The sequence below is a fragment of the Halorubrum sp. SD41 genome, from assembly GCF_058630335.1.
The window spans coordinates 52162-78620 of the sequence record NZ_JBZVGZ010000014.1 but is presented as its reverse complement, the minus strand read 5'-3'; the positions used below and the strand labels follow the sequence as shown (position 1 = coordinate 78620).

Here is a 26459-nt window from a genome sequence, read left to right as displayed (position 1 = left end):
TCCGACGTGAGCCGGCCGCGAGAAAGCGCCGGAGCGGACCAGCGTGGAAAACCGCTCGACAGCTTCGATTACTCCTCGGTCTCGTAGTGTTCGCCCGCCGCCTCGGGGAGCCGCGTCCGACCGACCAGCGCGAGCACGACGATGACGACCACGAAGGGCGTGATCCGGATGAGCTGGCGGGGGACCCCGATCCCCTGCGTCTGGAGGACGGTCTGGAGCGCGTCCAACCCCGCGAACAGCATCGTCGAGAAGAACGTCCCGACCGGGTTGTAGTTGCCGAACAGGTACGCCACGATGGCGATGAACCCCTTCCCGTTGACCATCGTCGGGCCGTTCCCGGTGAACAGCCCGAGGTCGAGCGACAGCGCCGCGCCACCCATCCCCGCGAGCGCGCCCGAGATCAGCACCGCGGCGTACCGGACGCGGGTGACGCTCACGCCGGCGGTGTCGAGCGCCTTCGGGTTCTCGCCGCTGGCGCGGATCCACCGGCCGAACGCGGTCCGCTCGAACACGTACCACGACCCGGCGACGGCGACGAACAGCATGTACACGGACGGCGACGCCGAGAACAGCGCGCCGAAGAACGGGATGTCGGCGAGCACCGGCACCGATATCGACCCCGTCGTCGCGACGGTCGGGGAGTTCGGGCTCCCGTAGAACACCTGCGAGGCGAACGGGGCGAGCCCGAGCGCGATGAGCCACACCGCGAGCCCGGCGATGATCTGGTCCGCCCGGAACCCGATCGTCACGACGGCGAAAAGCGCCGCGAGCAGCGTGCTCGCGACCACTCCCCCGGCGTAGCCGACCCAGACCCCGCCGGTGACGTCGGCGACGTAGACGGCGCTGAACGCCGAGATGATCAGGAGCCCTTCCAGCCCGATGTTGATCACGCCGGACTTCTCCGCGAAGATCCCCCCGAGGGCCGCGAACGCAATCGGCACCGAGAGCCGCAGCGCCGAGGCGAGCGTGAACCGGCTCGTGAGCGCGTCCGCGAGCGTCCCGGCGACCGAGTCCGGGAAGACCAGCCCGGCGAGAAGCAGCGCGACCACCGCGGCGACCGTCGCGCCGGCGAAGAGCGCGCGGGCCGAGTACCGCTCGAAGATCGACTCCCGCTCGGGGCCCGACTCGGTCGCCGAACCGTCGGCGGACGCGTCACTCATCCGTCTCACCTCCGTCGGTCGGGACGCCGCCGTCGGTCGCGGCCGCCTCCGGCTTCCGTCCGGTCCCCGGGAACCCGCGGGCCAGCAGCCGGAAGAACTCCGGCATCGCCACGAACAGGATGATCAGTCCGCGGAGGACCCCGACGAGCTGCGGCGGGACGTCGGTGGCGAACTGGACGACCGTCGTCCCGCTCTTCAGCACGCCGAAAAGCAGCGCGGCGATCCCGACGCCGAGCGGGTTGTTCCCGGCGAGGATCGAGACGGTGATCCCGTCGAAGCCGTACGAGGGGATCCCCGTCTGGAACGTGCCGAGCACCATCATCACGTACATCGCGCCGGCGATCCCGCCGAGCGCGCCCGAGAGCGTCAGGCTCGCGACGACGGTGCGCTTGGCGTCGACGCCGCCGTACTCGGCCGCCTCGGGCTGGACGCCGCTCGTGCGCACGTCGTACCCGAAGGCCGTGTGTTCGAGGACGTAGTACAGCGCGCCGAGCGCGAGCAGCCCGAAGGCCAGCGCGACCAGCGAGAAGTCTTGGCGCGCGCCGAACAGCACCGCCGGGAACTGCGCGAACTCGGGGAGGGGGACCGTCTGGTTGGCAGCGCTCTCGGGGTCTTTGAACACGCCGCTGACCAGATACAGCGCGACGCCGGTCGCGATGAAGTTGAGCATGATCGTCGTGATCACCTCGTTGGCGTCGGCGTACGCCTTCAACAGGCCGGGGATCGCGCCGTAGAGGCCGCCGAACACCGCCCCGACGAGGAGCCCGAATGGGATCAGCACGACGGTCCCGACGACGCCCGACACGAGCGACGACGCCCAGAGGACGCCGAGCGCGGTCGCCAGCCCCCCGACGACGAGCTGGCCTTGGGTTCCGATGTTGAAGATCCCGGCGCGGAACGCCAAGGCGACGGAGAGCCCGGTGAATATCAGCAGCGTCGTCTCGCGGAGGGTGACCGCGAACTGCCCGTTCGGCGACCAGCCCCCGCTGAGGGGGTCGCCCAGCGCCCCGAGGAAGAGGCGGTCGAACACGACGACGGGGTCGTAACAGAACCCGGTCCCGAAGTAGTACACCGCCTCGCCGGCGGTACAGGTCGTCATGCGCCCGGCGACGAGAACGAGCACCGCGCCGATGAGCACGGAGAGCACGAGCGCGGCCGTGCTGATCAGGATCCGCTCGGTCGCGGACGCCGTGGCGAGCCGAGAGAGCGCCTGCCGCACGCGGTCGGCGGCGCTCACGCCCGCTCACCGTCCGTGGGGTCCGCGCTGTCGACCGGCTCGTCCCGATCCCGCTCGCCGGAGCCGCCGCCTTCCGTCTCGTCGGGGTCCCCGCCTCCCGCGTCCGGGTCGACCGCCGCGTCGACGTCGGTCGCGGTCGGCTCGCCGTCCCCGGCGTCGCCCCCCGGCCGCTCGCCCGCCATCAGCAGGCCGAGCTCCTCTTCGGTCGTCTCGTCGGGGTCGACCACGTCGATGAACTCGCCCTCGTAGATGACCGCTAAGCGGTCCGAGAGTCCCTGTACCTCCTCCAGCTTGGAGGAGACGAGGAGGACCGCAACGCCCTGCTCGCGGAGCTCCAGCAGCCGCTCGTGGATGAACTCGATCGAACCGACGTCGACGCCGCGCGTCGGGTGCGAGGCGACGACGAACTCCGGGTCGCGCTCGAACTCCCGACCGACGATGAACTTCTGCTGGTTGCCGCCGGAGAGCGACTCCGCGTCCGCGTCGGCGTCCGGCGGCCGGACGTCGTACTCGTCGATGATCGCCTCCGCGCGGTCGCGCGTCCTCGGCCAGTCGATCCGGCCGCCGGCGGCGAGCTCCGGGTCGTGTTGGCTCCCCAACAGCCCGTTCTCGACGAGGTCGAACTCCATCACCAGCCCGCGCTCCTGACGGTCCTCGGGGACGTACGCCATTCCGGCGTCGATCCGCTCGCGCCGCGACGCGGTCGTCACGTCCTCGTCGCGGAACCGGACCTCGCCCGCGTCGACCGACTGGAGCCCGGTCACCGCCTCGACGAGCTCCGACTGGCCGTTGCCGTCCACGCCGGCGATCCCGAACACCTCGCCGCCCCGCACGTCGAAGGAGACGCCGTCGACCGCCCGGACGCCGCGGTCGTCCTCGACGACGACGTCCGAGACCGACGCGACGACGTCGCCCGTCTCCGCGGCCCCGTGATCGACGTCCATGAGCACCTCGCGGCCGACCATCAGCTCCGCCAGCTCCTCCTGGCTCGTCCCGTCGGCGTCGACGGTCCCGACCTTCCGCCCGTCCCGGAGGACGGATATCTCGTCGGCCGCGCGCATCGCCTCGCCCAGCTTGTGGGTGATGAAGATGATCGTCTTCCCCTGCGCGGTGAGCTCCTCCAGCACCTCGAACAGCTCGTCGACCTCCTGCGGCGTCAGCACGGCGGTCGGCTCGTCTAGGATCAGCGTCTCGGCGCCGCGGTACAGCGCCTTCAGGATCTCGACGCGCTGCTGTTCCCCGACGGAGACGTCCTCGATCCGCGCGTCGGGGTCGACGTCGAAGCCGTACCGGTCGGAGAGGTCGACGACGGCCTCCCGGGCCGCGTCTCGGTCGACGGCGAGCCCGCCCCACTTCCGCGGCTCGTTGCCGAGCGTGATGTTCTCGGTGACGGTCATCGGGTCAACGAGCATGAAGTGCTGGTGGATCATCCCGACGCCGGCGTCGATCGCGTCCCGCGGCGAGCCGAACGCCTTCGGCTCCCCGTCGAGCCGAACCTCTCCCGACGTCGGTTCGTAGAGGCCGTAGAGGACGTTCATCAACGTCGTCTTCCCGGCCCCGTTCTCGCCGAGGAGGGCGTGTACGGTACCGCGTTCGACCTCGAGGTCGACGTCGTCGTTCGCCACGACGCCGGGGAACCGCTTGGTTATCCCGTCGAGGTGGACGGCTGTGGCCATTGTCTGGTTCTCTCTGGTTCGAGGGGGCGTGAATATGTTTGGATATGGGTCGGACCGCGCGACGCGCCCCACGGCGGCGGCCGGTCCGTGGAGCCCTACGTGTCCGAGGGCGACGAGGGAACGTCGATATCGCCGGCGATGATGTCCTCCCGGGCGCTCGCGACCTCGTCGCGCACCTCTTGGGGGATCTCGGAGCCGAGCTGGTCGCCGTAGACGAGCGCCACGCCGTCGTTGTCGAGCCCGAGCGTAATGTTCGAGCCGCCGGGGAACTCGCCCTCGACGGTCGCCTCGATCGCGTTGTAGACGGCGGTGTCGACGCGCTTGACCATGCTCCCGAGGATGACGTCGGCGTAGTCGGGGCGCGTGATCGACTGGTCGCGGTCGACGCCGATCGCGAACTTCCCCTGCTCCTGTGCGGCCTGGAACACGCCGGTGCCGGTGTTGCCCGCGGCGTGGTAGACGATGTCAGCGCCGCTGTTGTACATCGAATTCGCCGCCTCGCGACCCGCAGCGGGATCGCTGAAGCTCCCGGTGTAGTTGACGCTGACGTCGACGTCGTCGGCGCCGGCGGCGACGCCCGCCTGGAAGCCGGCCTGGAACTTCTGGATCAGGGAGGACTCGACGCCGCCGACGAACCCGAGGTTCGTGGAGTCGCCCTGGGTGGAGCCGGCGCCAGCCGAGAAGTCGCGGGTGGTGAGCAGGCTCGCCATCAGGCCCGCGAGGTACGACCCCTCGTGCTCCCGGAACGTGTAGCTCGCGACGTTGTCCGCCTCGACGACCTCGTCGACGATCATGAAGTCCTGATCGGGGTACGACTCGGCGGTTTCCGAGAGCGAGTCGGCCTGGAGGAAGCCGATACAACACACCAGGTCGTAGTTCGGGTCGGTCGAGCTCGCGAACTGCTGCTGGAACGTGCTGAACTGCGCCACCTCGTCCGGCTGGGCCTCTCCGAACGAGATGCCCAGCTCCTCTTCCGCTTCGAGCGCGCCCTGTTGGGCCTGGTCGTTGAACGACCCGTCGCCGAGGCCGCCGGTCGCGTACACCATCCCGACGTTCGCCGCCGGGGCGCTCTCGCCGTCGGACCCGTCGGAGCCGTCCGAGTCGGTCGAGCCGTCTGATCCGTCTCCGCCCTCACTCGGGCCGCCGCTACATCCGGCGAGGCCGACCAGGCCCGCCGCGCTTGCCGCCTTGATGAACCGCCGCCGATCGAAGTCGGATGTCATCTCGTTCCTATCCCCGTCGGAACGCGGCATAAATTCGTCGTTCCGAGGGCAGCGATGTGACACGTTCGTGAAGGGACTCGGCCGAATACCGGGCAAAATCCCCGCCGATCCCCGTGATCCGATCCACGAATCCGAATTTTACACGGTCGTGAACGTGGCGACGGGATCGACGGAGTACCGCGCCCGGACCGTCGGCCCGACCTACGCCGCCGCGACCGCGTCCTCGACGACGCCCTCGACCTCGGCGACGAGGGCGTCGACGTCGTCGCTCTCGGCGTACACGCGCACGTACGGCTCCGTGCCCGAGGGTCGCACGAGCGTCCACGAGCCGTCCTCGAACTCCAGCCGGACGCCGTGGTCGGTGTCGACCGCGGCGTCGGGGAACGCGTCCGGCAGCGCCGTCTCCAGCCTGTCCATCACGGGTTCCTTCGCGTCGTCGGGGCACGAGACGCTCACCTTCCGATACGGGCGCTCTGTGACCGGCTCTCGGAGCGCGTCGAGCCCCTCGTCGGCGACGAGGCGCGCGATCACCGCCGCGGAGGCGACCCCGTCGATCCACCCGCCGAAGGCGACGTGGACGTGCTTCCACGGCTCGGCCGCGAACACGACGCGCGTCTCGGCGCCGACCTCCCCGGCGGCGCCCGCCTCGCCGACCGCACCGGCCTCGCCGAGCGCGCCGGCCGTGCCGGCTTCCTCCCGAACGGCCGCGATCCCTTCGTGGAGCGCGCCGAGTCGCACGCGCTCGACGCGCCCGCCGGCCTCCCGGACGCGCTCGTCGATCCGGCCGGAGGCGTTCGGCGTCGTCACGACGACCGGGTCCGCCGCGTCGCTCGTCCGAGTGTACCGCTCCGCCAGCACCGCGAGCACCGTGTCCTCGTGGACGACCTCGCCGTCCGCGTCGACGATCACGATCCGGTCGGCGTCGCCGTCGTGGCCGATGCCGAAGGCGAACCCCTCGGCATGGCCCGCTTCGCCTGCCCCGTCGTCGCCTCCCTCAGCGCCGTCGCCGTCCCTCCGGTCGCCCGTCGGCCGCCCCGGGTTCTCGACGCCCTCGTTGGCGTCCGCGACGAATGCGCGGAGGTCGGCGAGCGTCTCCGGCGTCGGCTTGCTCCCGCGGCCGGGGAAGTGACCGTCGACGTTGCCGTTGAGCGTGACGACGTCGGCACCGAGCTCGCGGAGGACGGTCGGCGTCGCGGGCGCACTCATCCCGTTGCCGCAGTCGACCGCGACCCGGAGGCCGTCGAGGGGGGCGCCGAATCCCGCCGCGTACTCGCGCACGTCGTCGAGGTAGTCGCCGAGCGGATCGGCTCGGGTCGCCTCGGTCCACTCGTCCCACGGGGCGACCGGCTCCTCGTCGGCGACCCGCGACTCGACGGCGCGCTCCGCGTCGCGGTCGAACTCCGTCCCGTCGCGGAAGAGCTTGATCCCGTTGTCGGTCGGGGGGTTGTGCGAGGCGGTGAGCATCACGCCGTAGCGACCGCGCGAGGCGTGCGCGAGCGCCGGTGTCGGGAGTCGCCCGGCGCGGCGCACGGCGACGCCGCCGGCGGCCAGCCCGGCCTCCATCGCGGCCGCGAGCGCCGGGCCGGTCACCCGGCCGTCGCGGGCGAGGACGACCGTGGGTTCGGGGCTCGACTCGGAGGGCGACCCCTCGCTTCGCGATCGGATCTCGGCGGCCACGGCTCGCCCGACGGCGAGCGCGAGCGCCGGCGTGACGCGCTCCTCGACGCCGCCGCGTATCCCGGCGGTTCCGAACAGGTCCATGTCGCCCACCTCGGCGCCCGGGAGTTAGTAGGCGTCGGTTGCGGGCGCGGGTCGGTCGAATGTCGGTCGCGGGCGGGCCGTTTAACAAGCAGGCGGTCGCACGACCGAGCGATGACCGACCGCGTTCGCGCGCACGTCTTCGTTTCCGGCCGCGTTCAGGGCGTCTTCTACCGAGCGAGCACCCGCGACGCCGCCCGCGAGGCGGGCGTCGACGGCTGGGTGCGGAACCTCGACGACGGCCGGGTCGAGGCCGTCTTCGAGGGTCCCGAGGGAGACGTCCGCGACATGGTGGCGTGGTGCGAGACCGGAAGCGAGGCCGCCGAGGTCGAGGACGTCGACGTCGAGTACGGCGAGCCGGAGGGCGAGGACGAGTTCGAGATCAGGCGGTGACGCGGCCGGGTCAGTCGTCGTCCGCGGGCGTCGACTCTCCGGCTCCGGGGGCGGCCTCGGCGCCCCGGCCAGCTCCGTTTCGAACGCCGAGCTCCTCCAACGCGCGCAACACGACGATCGCCTCCACCACGTCGCGCCCCTCGGTGTAGGGGTCGTCGACCGCGTCGAGGGTCGCCTCGGCCTCACTCGCGAGCCGCGCCTCCAGTTCCGTCTGGTCCGTCTCGGCCTTCGTCGCCGACAGCAGCGCCTCGTGGTCCTCGCGGAGGTCCAGGGAGACGTGCGCCGCGTTACACCGCGAGAGGGGGTGTGTGTCCATCTCGATCGCGAGGTCGCTCACGAGGTCCCAGTCGTCGGCGCAGAAGCGCAGGGTGACGGTGCCGACCACGTCACGCCACGCGATCGGCCCGCCGTTCTCCATCAGCCGGAGCGCGCGCGGCGGCACGGCGATCCGGGTGTGGGTGTCGTCCCGGCCGCACAGACAGCAGGGAGTGTTCTTCAGTCCGGCGTACACGCCGATCGCTACGCGCCGGAGAGGGGTGTGCGTTTCGGCGGCGGAGTGCCCTTCGGCCGCGCCGGGAGCGCCGTCGACGACTCGCGACCGCACAGAGTACTCACGCCGTCGATGGAAGAAAGGTCACGATGAGACGTCCGTCGCCGAAGCTCCTCGCGGCTGGGGGCTTCGGCGGTGTTCGCCGTCGATCGACTGGCAGCTATTTATAACCGATCGGGGAGCGCCTGATGCGATAGCGCTGTCACGTCTATTTAAAAGTCTACTTCCGAGCGACGATCCGGAGCACGTCCTCGTCGGCGAGTTCGTGCCCCTTCCCGACCTGCTGGTCGTCGTGTTTCGCGCTGTCGCCGGACACCCGCGCAAATTTAAACCGCTCGTCGAACTCGCCGCCGAGCTTCGAACAGGCGTCGCCGACGGTGTCGCCCTCGAAGAGGATGAGGGGCTCCTCGTAGTCGACGCCGCGTCCCGGCTTGTCCATGTAGATCCGAATCACGCCCAGCTCCTTCCAGAGGCGCTCCTTGAGCCCGTCGAGGCCGAGTTCCTTCTCGGCCGAGATGAAGAGCACGTCGTCGGGGTCGAGGTCGCGCTCGCGCAGTTCCTCCTTCACCGTCGGGAGATAGCTCTTGTCGATGAGGTCCGCCTTGTTGACGGTGACCATCGAGGGGAGGTACTCCCGGTTGTCCATCACGGCGTCGACGAGTTCGTCGATCGTGAGGTCGTGGGGGATCGTCACCTTCGCGTTGACGTAGCCGTACTCGCGGAGGACCTGCTTGACCGTCTCCTCGTCTAAGCTCACGTCGTCGCTCATCGTCACGCCGAGCCCGTCCTTGTGCGTCTTCCGGATGTTGATGTTCGGCGGCTCGGTGTCGAGGCGGATGTTCGTCGCGTACAGCTCCTCGCGCAGGCGGTCGTACTGCTCGATCTCGAAGACGGAGAGCATGAACACGACCAGATCCGCGGTCCGGACCACCGAGAGCACCTCCTTCCCGCCGCCGCGCCCGCCCGCGGCGCCCTCGATCAGCCCCGGCACGTCGAGGATCTGGATGTTCGCGCCGCGGTACTGCAGCATGCCGGGGTTGACGTCGAGGGTGGTGAACTCGTAGGAGCCGACCTCGCTGTCGGCGTTGGTGAGGGCGTTGATGAGGGTGGACTTGCCGACGCTCGGGAAGCCGACGAGGGCGACCGTGGCGTCGCCGTGCTTCTCGACCGCGTAGCCGTGGCCGCCGCCGGCGGAGGACTGGTTCTCCAGCTTCTCCTTCTTCTCCGCGAGCTTCGCCTTCAGACGCCCGATATGAGCCTCGGTGGACTTGTTGTAGGGCGTCTCGGCGATCTCCTCGCGGAGGTCCTCGATCTCCTCCTCCAGTCCCATTACCCGTCTCTCGGCCGGTCGGCTCGTTAAAGGTGTTCCTTCGAACCGCCCGCATGGCGGCGCGGACCGCACCGCCCGCCCGGCGGCGCGGACTAGACCGCCCGACCGCGCTCCGCGAACCGACGGATCGTCGCCGTAGGAGTGGTTGGACCGCCGATACTTCGACACGGTTATATCGGCGCCGAATAATCCCAACCCACGCCGAATGCCAGACCCGTCGAGCCTCCGTGACAGCACGCAGATCGTCCTCCCGCGCCGCGCGCTCGACGGTCACCGAGAGTCCCTCGAAGCCCGGTTCACCGTCACCGTCGTCGAGACGGCCGAACAGTACCGGATCATCGGCAGCCCGGTCGAGATCAAGGCCGCGAGCGACTACCTCACGCGCAACGGCGTCGCCGTCGCGTAGCCGTTTTCACCTCCCCATTCTGCCGAACCACTCCGCCGTCCGCCCGTTCGGAGGGTTAAAGTCGCCGCTCGCCGAGGCCACGTGACGATGGTCTCTCGCCGGTCGCTGCTCGCCGCGGGCGTCGCGGGTCTCGGCGGGACCGCCGGCTGCGCCGCCGTTCCGTCCGGCCTCGACGCGGGCGACCCTGCCGCTGACGACGGCGACGCCGACGACGGACCCCTCGGCGACGCACGGATCGGCTTCGTCGGCGACCTGATGCTCGGACGCAGCGTCGCCGACCGCTGGGCCGAGAGCGACGACCCGGCGGGCGTCTGGGGGACGACGCTCCCGCGGCTCCGCGATCTCGACGCGCTCGTCGGCAACCTGGAGTGTTGCGTCTCCGACCGCGGCGAGCGCTGGCCGGACAAGGCCTACTACTTCCGGTCGCCGCCGTCGTTCGCGATACCCGCGCTGGAGGCGGCGGGCGCCTCCTTCGTCTCGCTCGCCAACAACCACGTCCTCGACTACCGGGAGCCCGCCCTCCGCGACACCCGAACGCACCTCGCGGACGCCGGGATCGCCCGCGCCGGCGCCGGCACGAACGCCGACGCGGCGCTCGAACCCGCGACGTTCGAGGCCGGCGACCTCACCGTCGCCGCGTTCGGACTCACCGACCAGTCGACGGCGTTCGCGGCGACCGACGACCGCCCGGGCACCGCGTTCGCGCGCCTCGACCCCGCCGTCCGCGAGACGCGCGCCCTCGTCGGCGACGTCCTCGACCGCGTCGCCGACCTCGGTCCGGACCTCGTCGTCGCCTCGCTCCACTGGGGCGCCAACTGGGAGACCGAGCCCCGCGCGGTCCACGAGCGGTTCGGCCGCTGGCTCGTCGAGCGGGGCGTCGACGTCGTCCACGGCCACAGCGCCCACGTCCTCCAGGGCGTCGAGGTGTACGACGGGAGGCCGATCATCTACGACGCGGGCGACTTCGTGGACGACTACGTCGACTACGTCGACCGCGAGGGCGTCCGCAACAAGCGCAGCGCGCTGTTCGAGCTCGTCGTCCGCGACGGCGACCCCGCCGCGCTCGACGTCCGCCCGACCGAGATCGTCGACGAGACCGCGACGCTGGCCGACGGCGACGTCGCCGAGTGGGTTCGGGAGACGGTCGCCCAGCGCTCCGCGGCGTTCGGGACCGACGTCGAGGGCGTCGACGGCGAGCGCGACGGCGGCCGGTTGCGGATCCCGCTGGGCGGCGACTGACCTCGTCGCCCGCCCGAGTCGCCCCCGCGCCCTGCTGGGGTCCAAACCCTATTGCGTTTCGTACCCTAACGTCGGCCGTGACGAACACCAACCGCGAGTGGCTTCTCGCCGAGCGGCCGACCGGCGAGCCCGATCGGGACAGCTTCGAACTGCGCGAGACGGACGTCCCCGACCCCGCGCCGGGCGAACTCCTCGTCCGGACGCGGTTCCTCTCCGTGGACCCGTACATGCGCGGCCGGATGCGAGAGGGGGAGTCGTACGCCGAGCCGTGGGACGTCGGCGACGCGCTCAGGGGCGGCGTCGTCGGCGAAGTGGTCGAGGCGGAGAGCGACGCGTACGACGCGGGCGACCTCGTGACGGGCGAGGGGACGTGGGCCGACTACGCGACCCTCGACGCCGACGACGTCGCGCCGGTCGACCCGAGCGTCGCCGCCCCCGAGGCGTACCTCGGCGTCCTCGGAATGCCCGGCCGAACCGCCTACTTCGGGCTCCTCGAAGTCGGCGAGCCCAAGCCCGGCGACACGGTCGTCGTCTCCGGGGCGGCGGGTGCGGTCGGCTCCGTCGTCGGTCAGATCGCGAAGCGCAACGGCTGCCGCGTGGTGGGCTTCGCCGGCAGCGACGAGAAGACCGACTGGCTCACCGAGGAGCTCGGCTTCGACGCCGCGATCAACTACAAGTCGACCGACGACTACCGCGCCGCGCTCGACGAGGCCGCGCCCGACGGCGTCGACGTGTACTTCGACAACGTCGGCGGTCCCATCACGGACGCCGTGTTCACGAAGCTGAACCTCGACGCGCGCGTCGCGGTCTGCGGCCAGATCGCTCACTACAACGACGAGAAGGTCCCGACCGGACCGCGCAAGCTCCCGGGGCTGATCCCGGTGCGGGCCAAGGTCGAGGGGCTGCTCGTCGGCGACTTCGCAACCCGCTTCGGCGAGGCGAGCGAGCGGCTGGGTGAGTGGGTCGCGAGCGGCGACCTGGAACACCGCGAGACGGTCGTGGAGGGGCTGGAGAACGCCCCCGACGCCTTCCTCGGCCTGTTCTCCGGCGACAACATCGGCAAGCAGGTGGTGCGGGTGTCGGCGGCGGACGCGGAGTAACGACGCCGGCTCAGTGCCGCCCCATCCCACCACATCCCACCCATCCCATCCACCGCTCCGCGCCGGTGAGACGCGCGCCGATCGGAGCGTAACGCAAAAACGCCAACAGGGCGTAGCACAGCCGTGCTGTTCGCGACCCACCTCCTCATCGGCGCGCTCGTCGCGCGGAACCGCTTCCCGGTGCCGTGGGTCGTCGCGGGCGCGGCGCTCCCGGACCTCGTCGACAAGCCGCTGGCGATGCTCGGACACGTCCCCACCTATCACTCCGTCGCCCACTCCGCGCTGTTCGCGAGCGTCCTCGGCGCCGGGTGGCTGGCGGCCCGTCGGTACGGCGCCGCGTCGGCCACCGGAGCCGTCGCGGCGGTCGGCGTCGGCTGGGCGACGCACCTCGTCGCGGACGCCGCCCACATCAGTATCAACGGCCGACCGGAGAACACGGTGTTCCTCCTCTGGCCGGTCGTTCGGAGCTGGAACTCCATCGGGGCCGGTCCCGGGTCGTTCGCGCTCCAGTACCTCTGGACGCCGTCGTTCTACGTCGAGGTCGCGATATGGCTGTTCGCCGGCGCGCTCCTGTTGCGCGACGGCCCGCCGGAGATCGGCGCGTGACGCCCCCTACTCGACGTATTCGAGGGCGCGCAGCTACTCGACGTATCCGAGTGCCCGCAGGTGCGACTCGTCGAGACCGGAGAGGTACTGCTCGTCGCCGACGAGACCGCCCGCCTCGGCGGCCCGTTCGAGCAGCCCCTCGGGGACGCCCGTCGCCGCCGCGCCGTCGCCGTACGGTTCCCCGACGACCGTCTCCGCGGCCGGGTCGCCCACCTCGTAGCGGGCGTGGACCACGTCGGTGCCGTCCGCCGTCCGCCGCCCGAACAGCTTCTCCCCGTCCGCCCGGCGGACCCCGCGGACGACTCCCTCGGCCGTGAGCGTCCCCGCGACCGTCTCGACGTACTCCCGGCCGAACGCCGTCGGCGGCGCGGCCGCTCCCGGTTCGGGTCGGAGCATACCGGGCAGGTCGACGAGCGAGACCTGCTCGTCCACGGTCGACTCCGGCCAGTCGGGCCGCGCGACGACGAGCGGGACGCGGACGAGCGACTCCCACGAGGCCGGCGGCAGGTGGCCGAACACTCCCCGCCCGGGGTCGAGGCACTCCCCGTGGTCGGCCGTCACCGCGAGCACGTCCCGGTCGGGCCTGTACAGCCCCCGCTCCCGGAGTTCGCTCACGAACTCGACGACCGACCCGCCGAGGTGTTCGCAGGCCCGGCGGTACAGCCGCGCGACCGGCTCGGCCTCGTCCCGGTCCACGTCCGCGGCGTCCCCTATCGTGAGGCTCCGGCTCATCGCGGCCGCCCGGTCCGAGTCGAGCGTCCCGGCCGCCTCGCCGTCGCTCGGGACGTAGTAGGGACTGTGGGTGTCCATGTAGTGGAGCCAGCAGAACACCGGGTCGGTCTCCCCCGACAGCGCCTCCAGCGCGCGCTCGTGGAGCCGCGCCGCCGGCCGGTAGTAGGGGTCAGCGAGCCCGAGACGGCGCAACGTCGGCCAGAGGCGCCGGAAGTACGCCTGCTCGACCGGCCGGGTCACCCCGCGCGGAAGCAGGTCGTCCAACAGGTTGCTCAGCCCGCCGGCCTCCCCGACGGACCGCTCGGTCAGCGCGTCGGCGGCGAGGGGGTTGTCGGTCAACACCCGCGTGCGGTAGCCGTCGCCCGAGAGCGACGACGGGAGCAGCGGGTCGTCGACCGCCCCTTCCTCGTCGATGAACCGCCCGGTCGCGAGCGCCGGGATCGAACTGGCCGTGTGCGAGGCCGGCGCGACAGCGTTCGCGAACCGGGTCCCGCCCGTCCGCTCCGCGACCGCCTCGACGAGTTCGGTCGCGTGATCCGCCCTGAGCGCGTCGGCGGACAGGAGAAAGACGTTCGGCGGGCGTGGCATCTGGCCGCAGTACGCCGCCGCTGAGGTTATATCTGTTGTCGCCGCAGGATTCGACACCTCGCGGTGCGGCGTCGCCGAGCGATTCCCGAGGAGAGGCGTGCGCGGGACCGGATTCGAACCGAACCCAGACGTGCTCGCTTCGCTGCGCGCGTCTGGGAGGGTTCGAATCCTCGCAACGATGAGTCTCCTCGCGAACTGCTCGGAGACACATGCGCGGGACCGGATTCGAACCGAGGCGAGAAATGCTCGCTCACTCCGTTCGCTGCGCCTTTCTCGCTGGGCTCAAATCCGCTCCTGCTCCCTCGCTCAGTCGCTACGCTCCTTCGCTCAGTGCGCGGGACCGGATTTGAACCGGCGGACCCCTACGGGATAGCGTCCTAAGCGCTACGCCTTTGGCCTGGCTCGGCAACCCGCGCGCGAGTACCCGTACCCGAGTGGTTCAAAAATAGTTGTCGCTACCGACCCGCCGCGCCCCGATTCCCCGCTCAGATGTCGGTGTCGAACGGCAACAGATCGAGTACCGCCTCCTCGCCGACTCGATCGAGGAGCCACTCCGCGAACAGCACCGCGGCGACCCCGAGCCCCATTCCGAAGAGGGTGTCGGAGAGGTAGTGCGTCCCGAGGTAGATCCGCGAGAAGGAGATCAGTCCGGCGAAGCCCGCGGCGACCGCGAACGGGAGCTCGTCGGAGTTGCGCGCGATCGCCGCGTACGCCGTCACTGCGGCCGCGTGTCCCGAGGGGAACGAACTCGTCACGCCGGTGTCCCCCTCGGTGATACAGATCGGATTCGGTGGGAACGGGCGGTCGACGAGCGACATCAGCCCCCAGACGACGACGCCGAGCAGCGACAGCGCGACGACGCTTTTGACGAACTCCTCGCGCCAGCCGGCGAGGTAGAACAGCCCGACGAACACGACCCCGGCCGTGACGGATCCGAGCCCGGTCATCGACGTCATCATCACGGTCAGAAGCGACGTGCGGATCGCCCCGACGAACTCGACGGCGAGATGGTCGAACGTCTGGACGGCGTTCAGAACCGCTCCGAGAAGGGCGAACATGAGTGATCGATCCTATCGGCCGAACGACCATAGAGGCCGCGCTCACCGGCAGAACTCGCAGTCGCAGTACGCGTCGCAAACGGGGTTGTCGCAGTCGGCGCCGCGGGCCGAGCAGCGTTCGCGGCCGTGTCGGATCAGGAGGACGTGAAGCGGGTAGATCAGCTCGTCGGGCACCCGTCCGTCTAACACCTCGTGCGCGCGCTCGTTCGACGCCGACTCCGGCACCAGGCCGAACCGCTTCGAGACGCGCTCGACGTGCGTGTCGACCGCCATCGTCGGCTTTCCGAAGTGGAAGTTCAACACGACGCTGGCGGTCTTCGGGCCCACGCCCTTGATCTCGGTGAGCCAGCCTTTCGCCTCGTCGGTCGGCATCGCGTCGAGGAACGCCAGCGAGTACGCGCCGCCGGTCTCCTCGCGGATCGCGGTCAGCGCGCGCTGGATTCGGGCCGCCTTTTGCTCGGCGAGCCCGGCGACGCGGATCGTCTCCTTCAGCTCCTCGTGGTCGGCGGCCTCGATCGCGGCGAAGTCGTCGTAGCGGTCGAACAGCGCCTCCGAGGCGCGCCGCGTGTTCTCGTCGGCGACGTTCTGCGAGAGGATCGTCGTCACGAGCTGGCGGACGCCCTCGCCCGGCTCGGCCGTCGGGTCCGCGCCGTGCTCGGCGACGCGGTCGACCGGCTCGTACAGCTCGACGAGGTCGTCGTGAAGCGCCCGGACCCGCGTCTCGTCCCACTGCTGTGTCGACATACGCGCGCTACGTGGGCGGGCGACTTGAGCGCGGCGGAGGCGGTGGGATCGTACGCTCCGAACGCGGTCGGAGCCGGGCCGCGGACGCGGTCGTTTATATCCCTTGCCGGCCAATCACCCCGCGTGTACCGGGCGAGCGACCGAGTCGACAACGAGGCGTGGATCGAGCTGGTCGAGGAGGCGTGCGTCTCGCTCGACCTCGACGAGGAGACGCGCTCGACCGCGGTGGACCTCTTCCTCTCCCGTGCGCCCGACGACGACCGCGGGAAGCGCGTCGCGGCCGCCGCCAGCCTCTACGCAGCCGGCCTGATCCGCGGCGAGGAGCGCTCGCAGTCCGCCGTCGCCGACGCGATGGACGTCTCGCGGCTCTCGGTCCAGCAGCGGTGGAAGCCGATCCTCGAAGACGCGGGATTTTCGCCGCCGTCGTGGTGAAATCTGGAAGATCCGGCGTTTGTCGGGCCCTCAAGCGGCCTGTCCGTAGCGTCCTCGACAGCGACAGATTTATTATTCGACGTAAAGTATCCTTTACTGTAAAGCGAGCTTTACATATAATCCACGCTCGCTTTACCTCCACCATGAGCGAACACACCACCTCCGCGACGACTCGGCCCTCCGCCCGAAAGCGGTACAAACGCATCGCGTACGGCCTGCTCGGCGCCGGTATCCTCGCGCTGTGGGTCGGCATCGCGCTCGATCGATTCGTCCTCGGCGTCGCCCTGTACTGGGCCGGCGGCCTCGGGATGGGGCTCGTCCAGCGGTTCAGCCCCGTCGAGCTGTACGACGAGCGCGACACGACCATCGAGCGCAAGGCGAGCCAGAACACGATGAACGTCTTCGCGTACGTCTTCATCCTCGGAACGCCCGGCGGGCTCGCGTTACAGGAGAGCGGACTGATCACGCTCCCGGGCGAGTTCTACGGCGCGACGTGGACGCTCTTCGCGGTCTTCGCCGTGTTCGGCGCGTCCGTTCTCTACCACAAGTACCGGACATGAGAAACGACATCAGCGACCGGCGCGCCGAGACCGACGAGAGTCAGGCCGACCTCGCGGCCGCGGTCGGAGTCACCCGCCAGACGATCAACGCGATCGAACGCGAGCGGTACGACCCCTCGCTGGAGCTCGCCTTCGAGTTGGCCGCCCACTTCGACTGCCGGATCGAGGACATCTTCGATCCGGCAGAAGAGGGTCGCTGAGCGGTCTCGGGATCGCACACTACGTGCCGTCTCCGGGTCTTCGTATCATATCGGGACAACGTATGATTCGATAAAATCGATGAGCTTGGCCTCCAGTTCGTTTCGGTCGGCGAAATATCGGAAGCGCAGGCTGTAGGCGTCGTCCATCTCATCGATCGACGCGCTGCTGAACTTCGGTTCGTACGTCTTCTGGTTCCCGCTGCTTCGTTCCGCTTCGGAAAAGATACAGAATGACCTCGGATCGCGTCGCCGTGAGCCGGGTTCTCGAAGTCTGAAGTACTCCGGAACCGCGCCAGCTTCGGCGCCGGTCCCAGTCGTGAGGCCCGCTTTGGTGAAGACGAACGCGTTCCCGTCGCTCGCCTTCGCGAACGCGACCGATTGATCGATTACCGCTAGTCCGGGTTCTGCGAACCCTTCGGTCGTGGTCTCTCCTTTCGTCGGAATATCGACGTCGCTGGCGATGAAGACCGCGGCTTGCGTCTTCTTCGAGACCTCTCGACAGATCGATCTGAGCGTGGCTTGGATCTCATCGGAAGCAGCAACGTCACCCTCGGGAGCGAGCGGATCTTGCGGGAGCGGATAGTCGTCGCCGGGATAGAGATACGACGGGTCCAGCAGCCGATACGGTCCCATCAAGAAGACGAGTACATCGGAGGAGTCCGCCCATGAGACGGAGTCGACGATGATGTCCCGAATCGGTGTTTCACCGTCGGTCTCGAGGTCCGCCATCATTCCGGGTGTCGTTACCGCTTCGTATATCAATACTGTCAGCAAGTTCTTAACATTCATTAAGTATATCCGCCTTGGCGTCCGACGTACGCGTATGAGCGAACGGGAAGCCGAGATCGAGGAACAGAGAGAAACGGTGGACGACCGCCCAGCGGGGTACGATCGAGTCGAAACGGAGCTACTCAACGATGCGCTCGATCTCGATCGCGAGGCGGAGCGGCTCAAAGCGATGGGCGAGCCGACCAGATTCACGCTCCTGTACTTACTGTCTCAGGAAGGACAGATCGGGAGCGGTGAGCTCGCAGACGCCCTCGATCGCCGTCAAAACGACCTGTACCACCACCTCGACACGCTAGAAGATGCGGGTCTCGTCGGAAAGTACCGAGACGGAAAGAGACGGATATACGAGTTGTCGCCGCTCGCGGAAGCGTTCGTCCCACAGCTATTCGAGGCGGTCAACGATCGAGCCGAGGCGGTATAAGGCGAGAGCTGTCGAGACACCCTCCCACGTATCCCGGCCCTACCGCGGCGTCGCGACGACGCCGAGGTGGTCCTCGTGGAACCGGTCGAGCCGCCGCGTCTCCAGAATCTCGTACGCGTCTCGGAGCCGATCGAGCGAGCCCTCGAACACCGTCTCCGGGTCCGCGGTCACGTCCTCGCTTCGCGCCTTGATCGCTAGCAGGAGCCGCCCGTCCTCGGCCAAAAACTCCGCGTTGCGCACGGCGACGTCTGCTTGCCCGCGCGTGGCAACGTCCTGAACGAGCGCGTCGACGTCGCTCTCGACGACGTGGGCGTACGTCTCCGGCCTCCGCGCGTCCTTGAGCAGCGGAAACAGCCGGTCGCGGGACGCCGCGGCGTCGAGCAGGTCCCGCGCCGGGCGGGGCGCGAACTCGACAGCGTAGGTGGGGCCCGCGAAGTCGGCGACGTGACTGACCGTCGTCCCGCTCGCGGCGCCGAGGTAGAGGACCGTCTCGCCGCCCGTCAAGCCCGTCTCCAACCCGAGTTCGAGCATCCCGCCGAGCTTCGACCGCTCGGGGTCCCACGCGCGCCAGCCGTCCGCGGTCGGCTCGCCGTACACGGGCTCGCCGCGGGTCGCCAGCCGTTCCTCGCCGCCGAACTCCCGGCGCTCGACGCCGTCGGGGAGTGCGGCGTCACTCATCGCCGTTACCCCCGTCGTTCGCCGCATCGTCCTCGGTACGCTTTCGGATCGTTGCCATCCGCTCGCGGAGGTCGTCGTGGAGCCGCTCGCGCCGCTCACCGGCGTAATGATCGGCGCGGGCGGCGAGCGTCAGCTTCCCAGCGAGCGCGCGCGCCGCGGAACCCCGGTCCTCGGGTCGCGTGCCGCGGACGAACTCGTGGGTGTAGATGATCCCGTGTTTCGGCGATGGCGCGCGCCCCGAGAGGTGCGCGAACAGCGCGTCCTCGGCGCCGAGCACCTGAACCGTGCCGGAGGGCTTCTTCGCGAGCGGCTCCAGCCCGCCCGCGAGCGCGATCAGCCGCGCGGCGAGCTCCGGCCCGGCCATCTCGGTGAGGTTCGGGGCGACCGCGGGCGCGATCCGACCGATCGTCTCGGCGAGCGCCGCCCGCTCGTCGTCGAGGCCGGCGGCGCGCTCGGCGAGTGAGACCGCCCGTCGCTCGACCTCGCTCTCGGGCTCGCGCGCCGCGATTTCTCGGGCGCCCTCGACTCCGGAGCCGACCTCGTCGAAGAGGCTTCCCGCCCACTCGACGGCGCGCTCGGCGAGCTCGTTGGCGACGCGCTCGGCGTCGTCCATGGCCCGAACCGCGTGGATCAGCTGCGCGTCGTCGGCGCGCTCGCGCTCCCGGACCGCCTCGCGGGTCGCGCGCGTCGTCGCGGCCTTGAGCCGGTCGTAGTACTCGTCGGCGTCGTCCGCGAAGCCGGACTCGACCGCGCGCGCGGGCCAGTCGGCGGGCGACGCGGCGCTCCCGTCACGCACCCGCGTCGCGGTCGCTCCGGCCGCGGCGGTGCCGTCGCTCTCCGTCTCGCTGTCGGTCTCGCCGGTCGCGTCCGACGGCAGCGCCTCGAACCAGCCGCCACCGCCGTCGGACGCAGTGCTCGCGTCCGGTCCGGCGTCGGTGTCGCTCATTGCCGGCGGCTACTCGCCCCGGCGGTATAGACGTTCCCGATGCGACCGGGGTCGCGCTCCCCCGGCCGTCACGTCACCGCGCCGCTCACGCCGCCGCGTCGCCCTCGGCGCCACTGTCGTCGCCGTCGGCGTCGTCCGATTTATCGGCGAACACCCCGCCCGCGCCCGACTTCAGTTCGGCGAGGGTCGCGCCCGCCAGCCCGCCGAGCGCGCCGCCCGTGCTGGCCGCGTTTCGGCTCCACAGCCCGCCGACCGCGGCGCCCACCGCGGCGCCGACGGCCGCGTACTTCGCCCTGCTCAACGAGTTTCGGATTCGGGATCCCATACTCCCCGTTTCTTGTCTGCTCATAAAAATGTGTCTGCGAAAACCACGAATTGGAGTGGTCGGCGCGGATAGCCCGATCGAGGCGGGTGGTCGGTGTGATGCGGTCGCCGTCGCTCCCGCTTACTGAAGGCGCTTCGTCGTCTCCACGAGGGGATGTCGCGCGTAGTCGACGACCTCGATGTCGCCGACGACGCGGAGCCCCTCCTTCTCCGCGGTCTTCGCCATCCCCAGGTCGACCGGGGTCTGCGGGACGATCACGTACGCGTCCATCGCCTCGATGCCGGCCTCGCGGGCGGCCATCGCCCGGTGGTGGCCGTCGGCCAGGTAGAGGGTGCCGCCGTTGTCGATGACGACGAGCGGCTCAGCGAGGCCGTGTTCGAGCTCGTACTGTCGCCCCTCCAGCTCGTCGGCGTACACGCGGGCCTGCGTCGGCGTCAGGTCCGCGATGGCGACCTCGCGGCGCTCCTCGTCGAGTTCGACGCCGTGGATCTGCGAGAGGGTCCGCATTAGCTTCCCGACCTTACCGGGCGTCGCGCGCTCGATCTGCGAGCGGACCACGTCGGTGTTCGAGATGATCCCGACGAGGTTGTCGGCGTCGTCGACGACCGGGAGCCGCTGGATGCCGGAGCGGAGGATTACCCGCGCGGCGTCGGTCACCTTCATGTCCGGGTGGGCGACGATCAGGTCCTCCGTCATCACCGTGAACACGGGGGCGTCGTCGTCCGCGAGCAGCAGGTCCCCGGCCGAGACGAACCCCTCCACGGTGCGGCCCTGCGTGACGGGGAACCCGTTGTGGCCGTCGCTGTCGGCCATGCGGCGCGCGACGGTCGCCACCGTCTCGTCCGGGCTGACCGTCTCCACCTCGCGGGTCATGTACTCCCCGACCGTCGGTTTCCCGCTCATCGTCCGCCGTAAACGTCCCCGGGATAAAAAGGGGGCGGGGCGACGGCTCGCTAACGAGGAACTGAGCGGGACAGGATAAGGAGGCGGAAAGAGAAGCCGCGGAACCGCTTACTGCGGGCTCGGGTTCGACGGGCCGGAGACGTTGCCGTCCTTCAGCGCCGACCCGGTGATCGACTTCAGCCGGGAGACGAGCGAGTCCTTCTCGGCCTCGCCTTCGAGGGCGATGTCGAGGACCTCGCTGATGTGCGAGACCGGGATGACCTCGATCATCTCCTCGTACTCGTCTTCGATCATCACGTCCTGCTCGTTGGCCGCGGGGATGATCACCCGGTCGCAGCCGGCCTTCGCGGCCGCCTCGATCTTGTGGGTGACACCGCCGACGGGGAGCACGTCGCCGCGGACCGACAGCGAGCCGGTCATCGCGAGGCTCTGGTCGACGCCGACGTTCTCCAGCGCGGAGATGACGGCGGTCGCGACCGTGATGGACGCGCTATCCCCGTCGACGCCCTGCTGGCCCGTCTGGATGAACTGGATGTGGATGTCCTTCTCGGAGATGTTCTCGTCGGAGAACTTCTTGATGATCGCCGAGACGTTCTGGACCGACTCCTCGGCCATCTCCTTCAGCTGGCCGGTGGCGATCACTTGGCCGCCGCTCTGGGTGGGCGTCACCTCGGCCATCACCGGGAGCATGATCCCGGAGTCCTCGCCCATCACGGCGAGGCCGTTGACGCGGCCGGTGACGTAGCCGTCGGAGACCTGGAGCTCGTAGTCCTTCCGGCGCTCGATGTAGTCGTCGGCGAGCTGCTGTTCGATGGACCGCGAGCGGCCCTTCGCCTGAAGGACGTGGTCGCGGGTGGTGTAGTCGGCGTCCTCGCCGCGGGCGATGTCGCCCGCGACGCGGACGAGTCCGCCGAGGTTCCGGAACAGGAGCGTGAGGTGGCCCTTCCGGCCGGAGCGGCGCTTGGCCTCGAGGATGACCTCCTCGACGGCCTCGGCCGTGAACTCCGGCAGGCGGCCGTCCTTCGCGACCTCCTGGGCGATGAACCGGACGTACTTCCGGCGCATCTCCGGGGTGTCCTCGATCGTGTCCTCCATGTACACCTCGTAGCCGTACCCCTTGATACGGCTCCGCAGCGCCGGGTGCATGTTCTCCATCGCGTCGAGGTTCCCGGCCGCGATCATGACGAAGTCGGTCGGGACGGGCTCGGTCTGGACCATCGCGCCCGAGGAGCGCTCGGACTGGCCCGTGATCGAGAACTCGCCCTCCTGAATCGCCGTCATGAGGTGCTGCTGGCTGCGGATGTCGAGCGTGTTGATCTCGTCGATGAACAGCACGCCCTTGTTCGCCTTGTGGATGGCGCCCGCCTCGACGCGGTCGTGGCTGGGCGTCTCCATCCCGCCGGACTGGAACGGGTCGTGCCGGACGTCGCCGAGCAGCGCGCCGGCGTGCGCGCCGGTCGCGTCGCGGAACGGCGCCGTCTTCGTGTCGCCGTTGTTCACCAGCAGGTTCGGGATCATCGCGTCCGACCCGCGGTTGAGGTAGCGGAAGACGAGGTAGACGACCCCGGCGGCGATGATGCCGACGAGGATCTGGCCGACGATGATGAGCGCGTAGCCCAGCACGACGGCGATGATGATCCACATGAGGAGCGACCGCATCTGGTTGCGCTTGCGCGCCTCCTCGCGGTGCGCCTCGACGATCTGGTCGCCCTTGCCGGCCGGCACCGTGCGGACCTTCGGCTTGTTGCCGTCGTCGGGGTTGTGGTACACCAAGACGTCTTGGAGCTCCTCTTTGGGGAGGAGCTCGGACATCGCCTTCGCGAGCATCGACTTCCCGGTCCCGGGCGAGCCGATCATCATCACGTGGCGGCGCTGCTTGGCCGCCTTGATGATCACGTCGCGGGCGTGCTCCTGCCCGATGACCTGGTCGACGAGCCGGTCGGGGATCTCCAGCTCGGCGGTCGTGTCGATCTTGAGCCCGCCGAGGAGGTCGTCCTCGTCCGGGTCCTCCTCGATCTCGGCGCCCTCGACCTCGACGGTGCTACCGAGTTCGTCGATCCCGCCGTCGTCGGCCGGATCGGGGTTGTTACCGTTCCGGGCCCCGTCGGAGTCCTCTCCGACGACCTCGGTCTCGTCGAACCCGTCCCCGTCGTCGACGACGACCCCGTCGTCCCAGGGGTCGTCCCCGTCGTCGGGGTCCGCGGCCGACTCCCCGTCGTCGGGGTCCGCGGCCGACTCCCCGTCCTCGGGGTCCGCCGCCGACCCGTCGTCGTGGTCCGCGGCGTCGTCGACGCCGGGGTCGTTCGCCGGACCGTCGTCGGGCTCGGGATCGCCGCGCGCGGCGTCCTCGCCGTTCCCCGCCGGACTCGAGTCGTCGACGCCGCCGTGGGGCGGTTCGTCGGGGTCGTCGGCCGTCGGGTCGTTCGTGTCCTTCTCGTTGCTCATAGAATCGGGTGTCGCTATCGAAAAGGACGGGTCGGCTACTGATATACTTTCTCCCCCCGGAGGCGCCGGCATGGGGGCAGCAAACGCCGTTTTGAAGCCGTATATCCGCCGATCTCGGCGTCCGAGCGTTCCCACGGGGTTTATAAATGACGCCGACGGTACGTACACTCATGCGGGGGTTCTACATCGGCCGGTATCAGCCGTTTCACGACGGCCACCGGCACATGGTGGAAGAGATCGCGGCGGAGGTCGACGAGCTCGTCTTGGGGATCGGCTCCGCCGGCGACTCCCACACCACGCGGAACCCCTTCACGGCCGGCGAGCGCGTGATGATGGTGACGAAGGCCGTCGAGGAGCTGGACGCCACCACCTACGTCGTCCCCATCGAGGATCTCGACCGCAACTCCGTCTGGGTGAGCCACGTCCAGAGCATGACCCCGCGGTTCGATGTCGCGTACTCGAACAACCCGCTCGTGGTCCGCCTGTTCGAGGAGGCGGGCGTCGAGGTGCGCCAGTCGCCGATGTTCCGCCGCGACGTGCTGGAGGGAACCGAGCTCCGCGAGCGGATGATCCGCGGCCGCGACTGGGAGGCCCTCGTTCCCGACGCCGTCGTCGACGTGATCCGCGAGGTCGACGGCGTCGAGCGCATCCGCCGGATCGCCGAGACCGACTCCAACGGCGACGAGCCCTCGGATCAATAGGGCGGGGAATACGACCGTGTGAGCGTTCGTTTGCCGCGAATCGCCTGTCACGGACTGACGGAGAGCGTTTTCGACGGCTCCGGTCGCTTATAAAAGAGTGTCAGCGGATCGGTAGTGTCTATTTTCGAAACCTCAGTCACTCACTTATAAATAGTCGATTACGGATCGGTGGCGAACACCTCCAAATCTCCAGCTACTCAGTTATAAATGGCTGCTAGTGAACCGGTGGCGAAGACCTCCAAAGACCCAGTTGCTTGTATATAAATAACTGACCGTAGATCGGTGGCAAACACTTCCAAATCCCCAGCTACTCGCTTATAAATAACTGACCGTGGACCGGCGGCGAACACCTCCAAAGCCCCAGCCGCGGGGGCGCCGTACGCTCGCTGCGCGCTTCAGTCGCTCGCGTTGCTCGCTCCTTCCAGTGCTTGCGTCGCCTACGGCGCCCCCGCGGCTGCCCCTTTGAGTCCCGCCCCGCACCGCAACCGCACCTCACACCTCCCCAGCCTCGTCGCTCGCTTCGCTCGCGACTCCCTCGCGCGTGCGACTCGCGCCCTGCGGGCGCTCGTCGGCACGCTGGGAGGCGCGACGCGCCTCTTACAGCCGCCGGCGACGCCACCGCAGTTGTCGATTGTCGAGTGAGCGGCGCGGCCGCCCGTTCCTTTTAAATCTGCGCCGACCGCGGGTTCTGACATGATAACGCTCGCCTCGGACTTCGGCTCGCCGTACCCCGCCGCGATGAAGGGCGTGATCCGCCGACACACGGACGCCGAGATGATCGACGTCGCGCACGACCTACCGCGCGGGGACCCGCGCGCGGCGGCCTTCTGGCTCCGGTTCGTCCTCCCCGAGTTCCCGCCGGCGGTCCACTGCGCCGTGATCGACCCCGGCGTCGGCACCGACCGGTCCGCCCTGGTCGTCCGCGCCGGCGCGAACGTCATCGTGGCCCCGGACAACGGCCTCGCGATGCCGCCCGCCCGGGCGCTGGCGGGCGCCGAGGGCGACGTCGAAGCGTGGACCGTCGCGGTCGACGACCCCGCGAGCGAGACGTTCCACGGGCGCGACGTGTTCGCCCCGACCGCGGCCCGGGTCCGTGTCGCGCTCGACGACGAACTGGCGGCGGCCGGCGCGCCGGACGATGCGCCCGACGCCGACGCGGTCGCCGAGACGCTGGACGCGATGGAGGGCCTCACGCCCGCGGCCGACCCGGTCGACGTCCGCTTCCCGGAGCCGTCGATCGAGCGCGACGGCGACGACGGTAGCGACGGCGAGGAGGGCGATGGCGGCGGAGGCGACGGCGACGTGACCGCCGTCGACGGCGAGGTACTCGCGATCGACCGGTTCGGCAACGTGATCACGAACGTCCCCGGCGAGCTGATCCGCGGCCGCGACTGGATCCGGGTCAACGGCGACCTCACTCCGGTCGCGGAGACGTTCGGCGCGGTCGAGCCCGGCGAGCGCCTCGTCACGGTCGGGAGCCACGGCTACGCCGAGTGCGACGTCAACGACGGCCGCGGCGACGGCGCGTTCGACCTCCGGCCGGGGGACTCGGTGCGGTTCGTGCCGGACAGCGTGAGCCTCTGAGCGTCGAAAAAGCCGGCGCGCCTACAGCTCGACGCCCGAGGGGATCAGGCTCTCGCTGCGGAGCAGGTTCCCCTCGTGGTCGTACACGAGGAAGGTGTCCTTGTCGTAGGCGACGAGGCGCTCGCCGTCCACGTCGATCTCGACGCGGTACCGAGCGTCGCCGTCGTCGGTCGCGTCGCGCGCGGCGTGGATGAACGGGAGGACGTCCGTCGCCGTCTCGTTGAGTTCGAGGACGAAGTCGCCGGTGTACCGGTTGGTGACGCCGACCACGCCCTCCGGGTCGTCCGCCTCGTCCAGCGGCTCGCGGAGCCGGAACGCGACGTCGATCTCGTCTGCTGTGAGCAGGTCGTCGCCGTCCGTTTCGACGATGACGTCGTCGCTCTCGCCCCCGGAGAGCCGCTCGCGGAGCAGTTCCTCCGGCCCGTGGAAGTCGATCCGCACCAGCGGGGGCGACCGGGAGCCGGCGCCGTCGTCGACGCCCTCGACGGTCAGATCGAAGTAGTCACGCCGCATTTCCTACCGGATTCTTTGCGGTCCGGCCGTATCAACGTAACGGGCGGATCGGCGGCGCGGAACCGACAGCGCCGTGTCGACGGCACCCGGCGTCCGGGTCGACGGCGCCTCGGTCGTCCGCGCCGCGTCGGCGCCGCGGCCGTGGGTCCCGGTGTCGGTCGT

At 69.8% G+C, this 26459-nt stretch carries 28 protein-coding genes and 1 tRNA gene; 11 read left to right on the top strand and 18 right to left on the bottom strand.

The features are described from left to right. Positions 1-68: 68 nt before the first annotated feature. The 5 genes from AC4NMM_RS08335 to AC4NMM_RS08315 all read right to left on the bottom strand — a co-directional run bounded on the left by AC4NMM_RS08335 (position 69) and on the right by AC4NMM_RS08315 (position 7057). The gene (locus AC4NMM_RS08335; protein WP_096393139.1) at positions 69-1160 is read right to left on the bottom strand and encodes an ABC transporter permease; all 1092 of its coding nucleotides are present in this window, start codon (positions 1158-1160) and stop codon (positions 69-71) included. Beyond that, complete coding sequence (locus AC4NMM_RS08330; protein WP_096393140.1) at positions 1153-2397, bottom strand: ABC transporter permease; 1245 nt, start codon at positions 2395-2397, stop codon at positions 1153-1155. Before AC4NMM_RS08330 ends, AC4NMM_RS08335 begins: the two co-directional genes overlap by 8 nt. Beyond that, on the bottom strand, positions 2394-4073 hold the full coding sequence (locus AC4NMM_RS08325) for an ABC transporter ATP-binding protein (protein WP_491924057.1): 1680 nt from the start codon (positions 4071-4073) through the stop codon (positions 2394-2396). The genes AC4NMM_RS08330 and AC4NMM_RS08325 overlap by 4 nt, the downstream gene beginning before the upstream one ends. A gap of 95 nt (positions 4074-4168) precedes the next feature. Next, complete coding sequence (locus AC4NMM_RS08320) at positions 4169-5296, bottom strand: BMP family lipoprotein (RefSeq protein WP_096393142.1); 1128 nt, start codon at positions 5294-5296, stop codon at positions 4169-4171. A 201-nt stretch (positions 5297-5497) separates the two neighbouring features. Continuing rightward, positions 5498-7057: a phosphohexomutase domain-containing protein gene (locus tag AC4NMM_RS08315; protein WP_096393143.1), complete on the bottom strand. Its 1560-nt coding sequence runs from the start codon at positions 7055-7057 to the stop codon at positions 5498-5500. Between the two features lie 111 nt (positions 7058-7168). Between AC4NMM_RS08315 and AC4NMM_RS08310 the strand changes: the two genes are divergently transcribed. Continuing rightward, a complete protein-coding gene (locus AC4NMM_RS08310; protein ID WP_096393144.1) occupies positions 7169-7447 on the top strand; it encodes an acylphosphatase in 279 nt (92 codons plus the stop codon). A gap of 10 nt (positions 7448-7457) precedes the next feature. Here the strand turns inward: AC4NMM_RS08310 and AC4NMM_RS08305 are convergent, their stop codons facing one another. After that, complete coding sequence (locus tag AC4NMM_RS08305) at positions 7458-7958, bottom strand: DUF7960 family protein (protein ID WP_491924056.1); 501 nt, start codon at positions 7956-7958, stop codon at positions 7458-7460. Positions 7959-8217: 259 nt separating this feature from the next. Beyond that, entirely contained in the window at positions 8218-9327 is a 1110-nt protein-coding gene (locus AC4NMM_RS08300) for an OBG GTPase family GTP-binding protein (protein ID WP_096393145.1), read from the bottom strand. Between the two features lie 205 nt (positions 9328-9532). Between AC4NMM_RS08300 and AC4NMM_RS08295 the strand changes: the two genes are divergently transcribed. From AC4NMM_RS08295 to AC4NMM_RS08280, 4 genes are all read left to right on the top strand, one after another. Next, the gene (locus tag AC4NMM_RS08295; protein WP_096393146.1) at positions 9533-9733 is read left to right on the top strand and encodes a VNG_1110C family protein; all 201 of its coding nucleotides are present in this window, start codon (positions 9533-9535) and stop codon (positions 9731-9733) included. Between the two features lie 87 nt (positions 9734-9820). Further along, on the top strand, positions 9821-10972 hold the full coding sequence (locus AC4NMM_RS08290; RefSeq protein WP_491924055.1) for a CapA family protein: 1152 nt from the start codon (positions 9821-9823) through the stop codon (positions 10970-10972). 77 nt (positions 10973-11049) lie between these two features. After that, a complete protein-coding gene (locus AC4NMM_RS08285) occupies positions 11050-12072 on the top strand; it encodes an NADP-dependent oxidoreductase (protein ID WP_491924054.1) in 1023 nt (340 codons plus the stop codon). A gap of 123 nt (positions 12073-12195) precedes the next feature. Beyond that, positions 12196-12678 (top strand): hydrolase, encoded by a 483-nt coding sequence (locus AC4NMM_RS08280; protein WP_096393149.1) that lies wholly within the window; start codon positions 12196-12198, stop codon positions 12676-12678. 33 nt (positions 12679-12711) lie between these two features. Here the strand turns inward: AC4NMM_RS08280 and AC4NMM_RS08275 are convergent, their stop codons facing one another. The 4 genes from AC4NMM_RS08275 to AC4NMM_RS08260 form a co-directional block, all read right to left on the bottom strand. Beyond that, positions 12712-13998, bottom strand: a complete 1287-nt coding sequence (locus AC4NMM_RS08275) for a sulfatase-like hydrolase/transferase (RefSeq protein ID WP_491924053.1) — start codon at positions 13996-13998, stop codon at positions 12712-12714. Between the two features lie 331 nt (positions 13999-14329). Next, positions 14330-14414: transfer RNA gene (locus tag AC4NMM_RS08270), tRNA-Leu, on the bottom strand. 69 nt (positions 14415-14483) lie between these two features. Beyond that, positions 14484-15056 carry a phosphatase PAP2 family protein gene (locus AC4NMM_RS08265; RefSeq protein WP_491924052.1) on the bottom strand — a complete coding sequence of 191 codons (573 nt, stop codon included), beginning with the start codon at positions 15054-15056 and terminating at the stop codon, positions 14484-14486. Between the two features lie 42 nt (positions 15057-15098). After that, positions 15099-15800: an endonuclease III domain-containing protein gene (locus AC4NMM_RS08260; RefSeq protein ID WP_096393152.1), complete on the bottom strand. Its 702-nt coding sequence runs from the start codon at positions 15798-15800 to the stop codon at positions 15099-15101. 123 nt (positions 15801-15923) lie between these two features. Here AC4NMM_RS08260 and AC4NMM_RS08255 point away from each other — a divergent pair, with 123 nt between their 5' ends. From AC4NMM_RS08255 to AC4NMM_RS08245, 3 genes are all read left to right on the top strand, one after another. After that, positions 15924-16232 (top strand): transcription initiation factor IIB family protein, encoded by a 309-nt coding sequence (locus AC4NMM_RS08255; RefSeq protein WP_491924051.1) that lies wholly within the window; start codon positions 15924-15926, stop codon positions 16230-16232. A gap of 143 nt (positions 16233-16375) precedes the next feature. Next, positions 16376-16792: a DUF2178 domain-containing protein gene (locus tag AC4NMM_RS08250; protein WP_096393153.1), complete on the top strand. Its 417-nt coding sequence runs from the start codon at positions 16376-16378 to the stop codon at positions 16790-16792. Beyond that, complete coding sequence (locus AC4NMM_RS08245) at positions 16789-16992, top strand: helix-turn-helix transcriptional regulator (protein WP_096393154.1); 204 nt, start codon at positions 16789-16791, stop codon at positions 16990-16992. Before AC4NMM_RS08250 ends, AC4NMM_RS08245 begins: the two co-directional genes overlap by 4 nt. Positions 16993-17037: 45 nt before the next feature. On the opposite strand, the gene AC4NMM_RS08240 is transcribed toward AC4NMM_RS08245, so the two are convergent. Next, complete coding sequence (locus AC4NMM_RS08240) at positions 17038-17721, bottom strand: DUF7509 family protein (RefSeq protein WP_096396092.1); 684 nt, start codon at positions 17719-17721, stop codon at positions 17038-17040. Positions 17722-17815: 94 nt separating this feature from the next. On the opposite strand from AC4NMM_RS08240, the gene AC4NMM_RS08235 reads away from it, so the two are divergent. Continuing rightward, positions 17816-18202: an ArsR/SmtB family transcription factor gene (locus tag AC4NMM_RS08235; RefSeq protein WP_491924050.1), complete on the top strand. Its 387-nt coding sequence runs from the start codon at positions 17816-17818 to the stop codon at positions 18200-18202. 39 nt (positions 18203-18241) lie between these two features. Here AC4NMM_RS08235 and AC4NMM_RS08230 read toward each other — a convergent pair whose 3' ends face one another. From AC4NMM_RS08230 to lonB, 5 genes are all read right to left on the bottom strand, one after another. After that, the gene (locus AC4NMM_RS08230) at positions 18242-18880 is read right to left on the bottom strand and encodes a fibrillarin-like rRNA/tRNA 2'-O-methyltransferase (RefSeq protein WP_491924049.1); all 639 of its coding nucleotides are present in this window, start codon (positions 18878-18880) and stop codon (positions 18242-18244) included. Further along, positions 18873-19826, bottom strand: coding sequence for an NOP5/NOP56 family protein (locus tag AC4NMM_RS08225; RefSeq protein WP_491924048.1), 954 nt, complete (start codon positions 19824-19826; stop codon positions 18873-18875). The genes AC4NMM_RS08230 and AC4NMM_RS08225 overlap by 8 nt, the downstream gene beginning before the upstream one ends. An 85-nt stretch (positions 19827-19911) precedes the next feature. Beyond that, positions 19912-20151, bottom strand: a complete 240-nt coding sequence (locus AC4NMM_RS08220; protein ID WP_491924047.1) for a hypothetical protein — start codon at positions 20149-20151, stop codon at positions 19912-19914. A 120-nt stretch (positions 20152-20271) separates the two neighbouring features. Then, a complete protein-coding gene (locus AC4NMM_RS08215; protein WP_491924046.1) occupies positions 20272-21054 on the bottom strand; it encodes a CBS domain-containing protein in 783 nt (260 codons plus the stop codon). 108 nt (positions 21055-21162) lie between these two features. After that, positions 21163-23499, bottom strand: coding sequence for an ATP-dependent protease LonB (gene lonB / locus AC4NMM_RS08210; RefSeq protein ID WP_491924045.1), 2337 nt, complete (start codon positions 23497-23499; stop codon positions 21163-21165). A 170-nt stretch (positions 23500-23669) separates the two neighbouring features. Between lonB and AC4NMM_RS08205 the strand changes: the two genes are divergently transcribed. Next, positions 23670-24200, top strand: a complete 531-nt coding sequence (locus AC4NMM_RS08205; protein ID WP_096393161.1) for a nicotinamide-nucleotide adenylyltransferase — start codon at positions 23670-23672, stop codon at positions 24198-24200. Positions 24201-24893: 693 nt separating this feature from the next. Further along, positions 24894-25784 carry an SAM hydrolase/SAM-dependent halogenase family protein gene (locus AC4NMM_RS08200; protein WP_096393162.1) on the top strand — a complete coding sequence of 297 codons (891 nt, stop codon included), beginning with the start codon at positions 24894-24896 and terminating at the stop codon, positions 25782-25784. A 21-nt stretch (positions 25785-25805) separates the two neighbouring features. Here the strand turns inward: AC4NMM_RS08200 and AC4NMM_RS08195 are convergent, their stop codons facing one another. Beyond that, complete coding sequence (locus AC4NMM_RS08195) at positions 25806-26297, bottom strand: DUF5793 family protein (protein WP_096393163.1); 492 nt, start codon at positions 26295-26297, stop codon at positions 25806-25808. Positions 26298-26459 lie beyond the last annotated feature (162 nt).

What these genes read in the sequence shown, in the direction of transcription:
- AC4NMM_RS08335 (WP_096393139.1), bottom strand. Translation starts at nt 1,160, where the DNA reads ATGAGTGACGCGTCCGCCGACGGTTCGGCGACCGAGTCGGGCCCCGAG.
- AC4NMM_RS08325 (WP_491924057.1), bottom strand. Translation starts at nt 4,073, where the DNA reads ATGGCCACAGCCGTCCACCTCGACGGGATAACCAAGCGGTTCCCCGGC.
- AC4NMM_RS08320 (WP_096393142.1), bottom strand. Translation starts at nt 5,296, where the DNA reads ATGACATCCGACTTCGATCGGCGGCGGTTCATCAAGGCGGCAAGCGCG.
- AC4NMM_RS08315 (WP_096393143.1), bottom strand. Translation starts at nt 7,057, where the DNA reads ATGGACCTGTTCGGAACCGCCGGGATACGCGGCGGCGTCGAGGAGCGC.
- AC4NMM_RS08310 (WP_096393144.1), top strand. Translation starts at nt 7,169, where the DNA reads ATGACCGACCGCGTTCGCGCGCACGTCTTCGTTTCCGGCCGCGTTCAG.
- AC4NMM_RS08300 (WP_096393145.1), bottom strand. Translation starts at nt 9,327, where the DNA reads ATGGGACTGGAGGAGGAGATCGAGGACCTCCGCGAGGAGATCGCCGAG.
- AC4NMM_RS08295 (WP_096393146.1), top strand. Translation starts at nt 9,533, where the DNA reads ATGCCAGACCCGTCGAGCCTCCGTGACAGCACGCAGATCGTCCTCCCG.
- AC4NMM_RS08290 (WP_491924055.1), top strand. Translation starts at nt 9,821, where the DNA reads ATGGTCTCTCGCCGGTCGCTGCTCGCCGCGGGCGTCGCGGGTCTCGGC.
- AC4NMM_RS08275 (WP_491924053.1), bottom strand. Translation starts at nt 13,998, where the DNA reads ATGCCACGCCCGCCGAACGTCTTTCTCCTGTCCGCCGACGCGCTCAGG.
- AC4NMM_RS08265 (WP_491924052.1), bottom strand. Translation starts at nt 15,056, where the DNA reads ATGTTCGCCCTTCTCGGAGCGGTTCTGAACGCCGTCCAGACGTTCGAC.
- AC4NMM_RS08260 (WP_096393152.1), bottom strand. Translation starts at nt 15,800, where the DNA reads ATGTCGACACAGCAGTGGGACGAGACGCGGGTCCGGGCGCTTCACGAC.
- AC4NMM_RS08250 (WP_096393153.1), top strand. Translation starts at nt 16,376, where the DNA reads ATGAGCGAACACACCACCTCCGCGACGACTCGGCCCTCCGCCCGAAAG.
- AC4NMM_RS08245 (WP_096393154.1), top strand. Translation starts at nt 16,789, where the DNA reads ATGAGAAACGACATCAGCGACCGGCGCGCCGAGACCGACGAGAGTCAG.
- AC4NMM_RS08240 (WP_096396092.1), bottom strand. Translation starts at nt 17,721, where the DNA reads ATGGCGGACCTCGAGACCGACGGTGAAACACCGATTCGGGACATCATC.
- AC4NMM_RS08235 (WP_491924050.1), top strand. Translation starts at nt 17,816, where the DNA reads ATGAGCGAACGGGAAGCCGAGATCGAGGAACAGAGAGAAACGGTGGAC.
- AC4NMM_RS08230 (WP_491924049.1), bottom strand. Translation starts at nt 18,880, where the DNA reads ATGAGTGACGCCGCACTCCCCGACGGCGTCGAGCGCCGGGAGTTCGGC.
- AC4NMM_RS08225 (WP_491924048.1), bottom strand. Translation starts at nt 19,826, where the DNA reads ATGAGCGACACCGACGCCGGACCGGACGCGAGCACTGCGTCCGACGGC.
- AC4NMM_RS08220 (WP_491924047.1), bottom strand. Translation starts at nt 20,151, where the DNA reads ATGGGATCCCGAATCCGAAACTCGTTGAGCAGGGCGAAGTACGCGGCC.
- AC4NMM_RS08215 (WP_491924046.1), bottom strand. Translation starts at nt 21,054, where the DNA reads ATGAGCGGGAAACCGACGGTCGGGGAGTACATGACCCGCGAGGTGGAG.
- lonB (WP_491924045.1), bottom strand. Translation starts at nt 23,499, where the DNA reads ATGAGCAACGAGAAGGACACGAACGACCCGACGGCCGACGACCCCGAC.
- AC4NMM_RS08205 (WP_096393161.1), top strand. Translation starts at nt 23,670, where the DNA reads ATGCGGGGGTTCTACATCGGCCGGTATCAGCCGTTTCACGACGGCCAC.
- AC4NMM_RS08200 (WP_096393162.1), top strand. Translation starts at nt 24,894, where the DNA reads ATGATAACGCTCGCCTCGGACTTCGGCTCGCCGTACCCCGCCGCGATG.
- AC4NMM_RS08195 (WP_096393163.1), bottom strand. Translation starts at nt 26,297, where the DNA reads ATGCGGCGTGACTACTTCGATCTGACCGTCGAGGGCGTCGACGACGGC.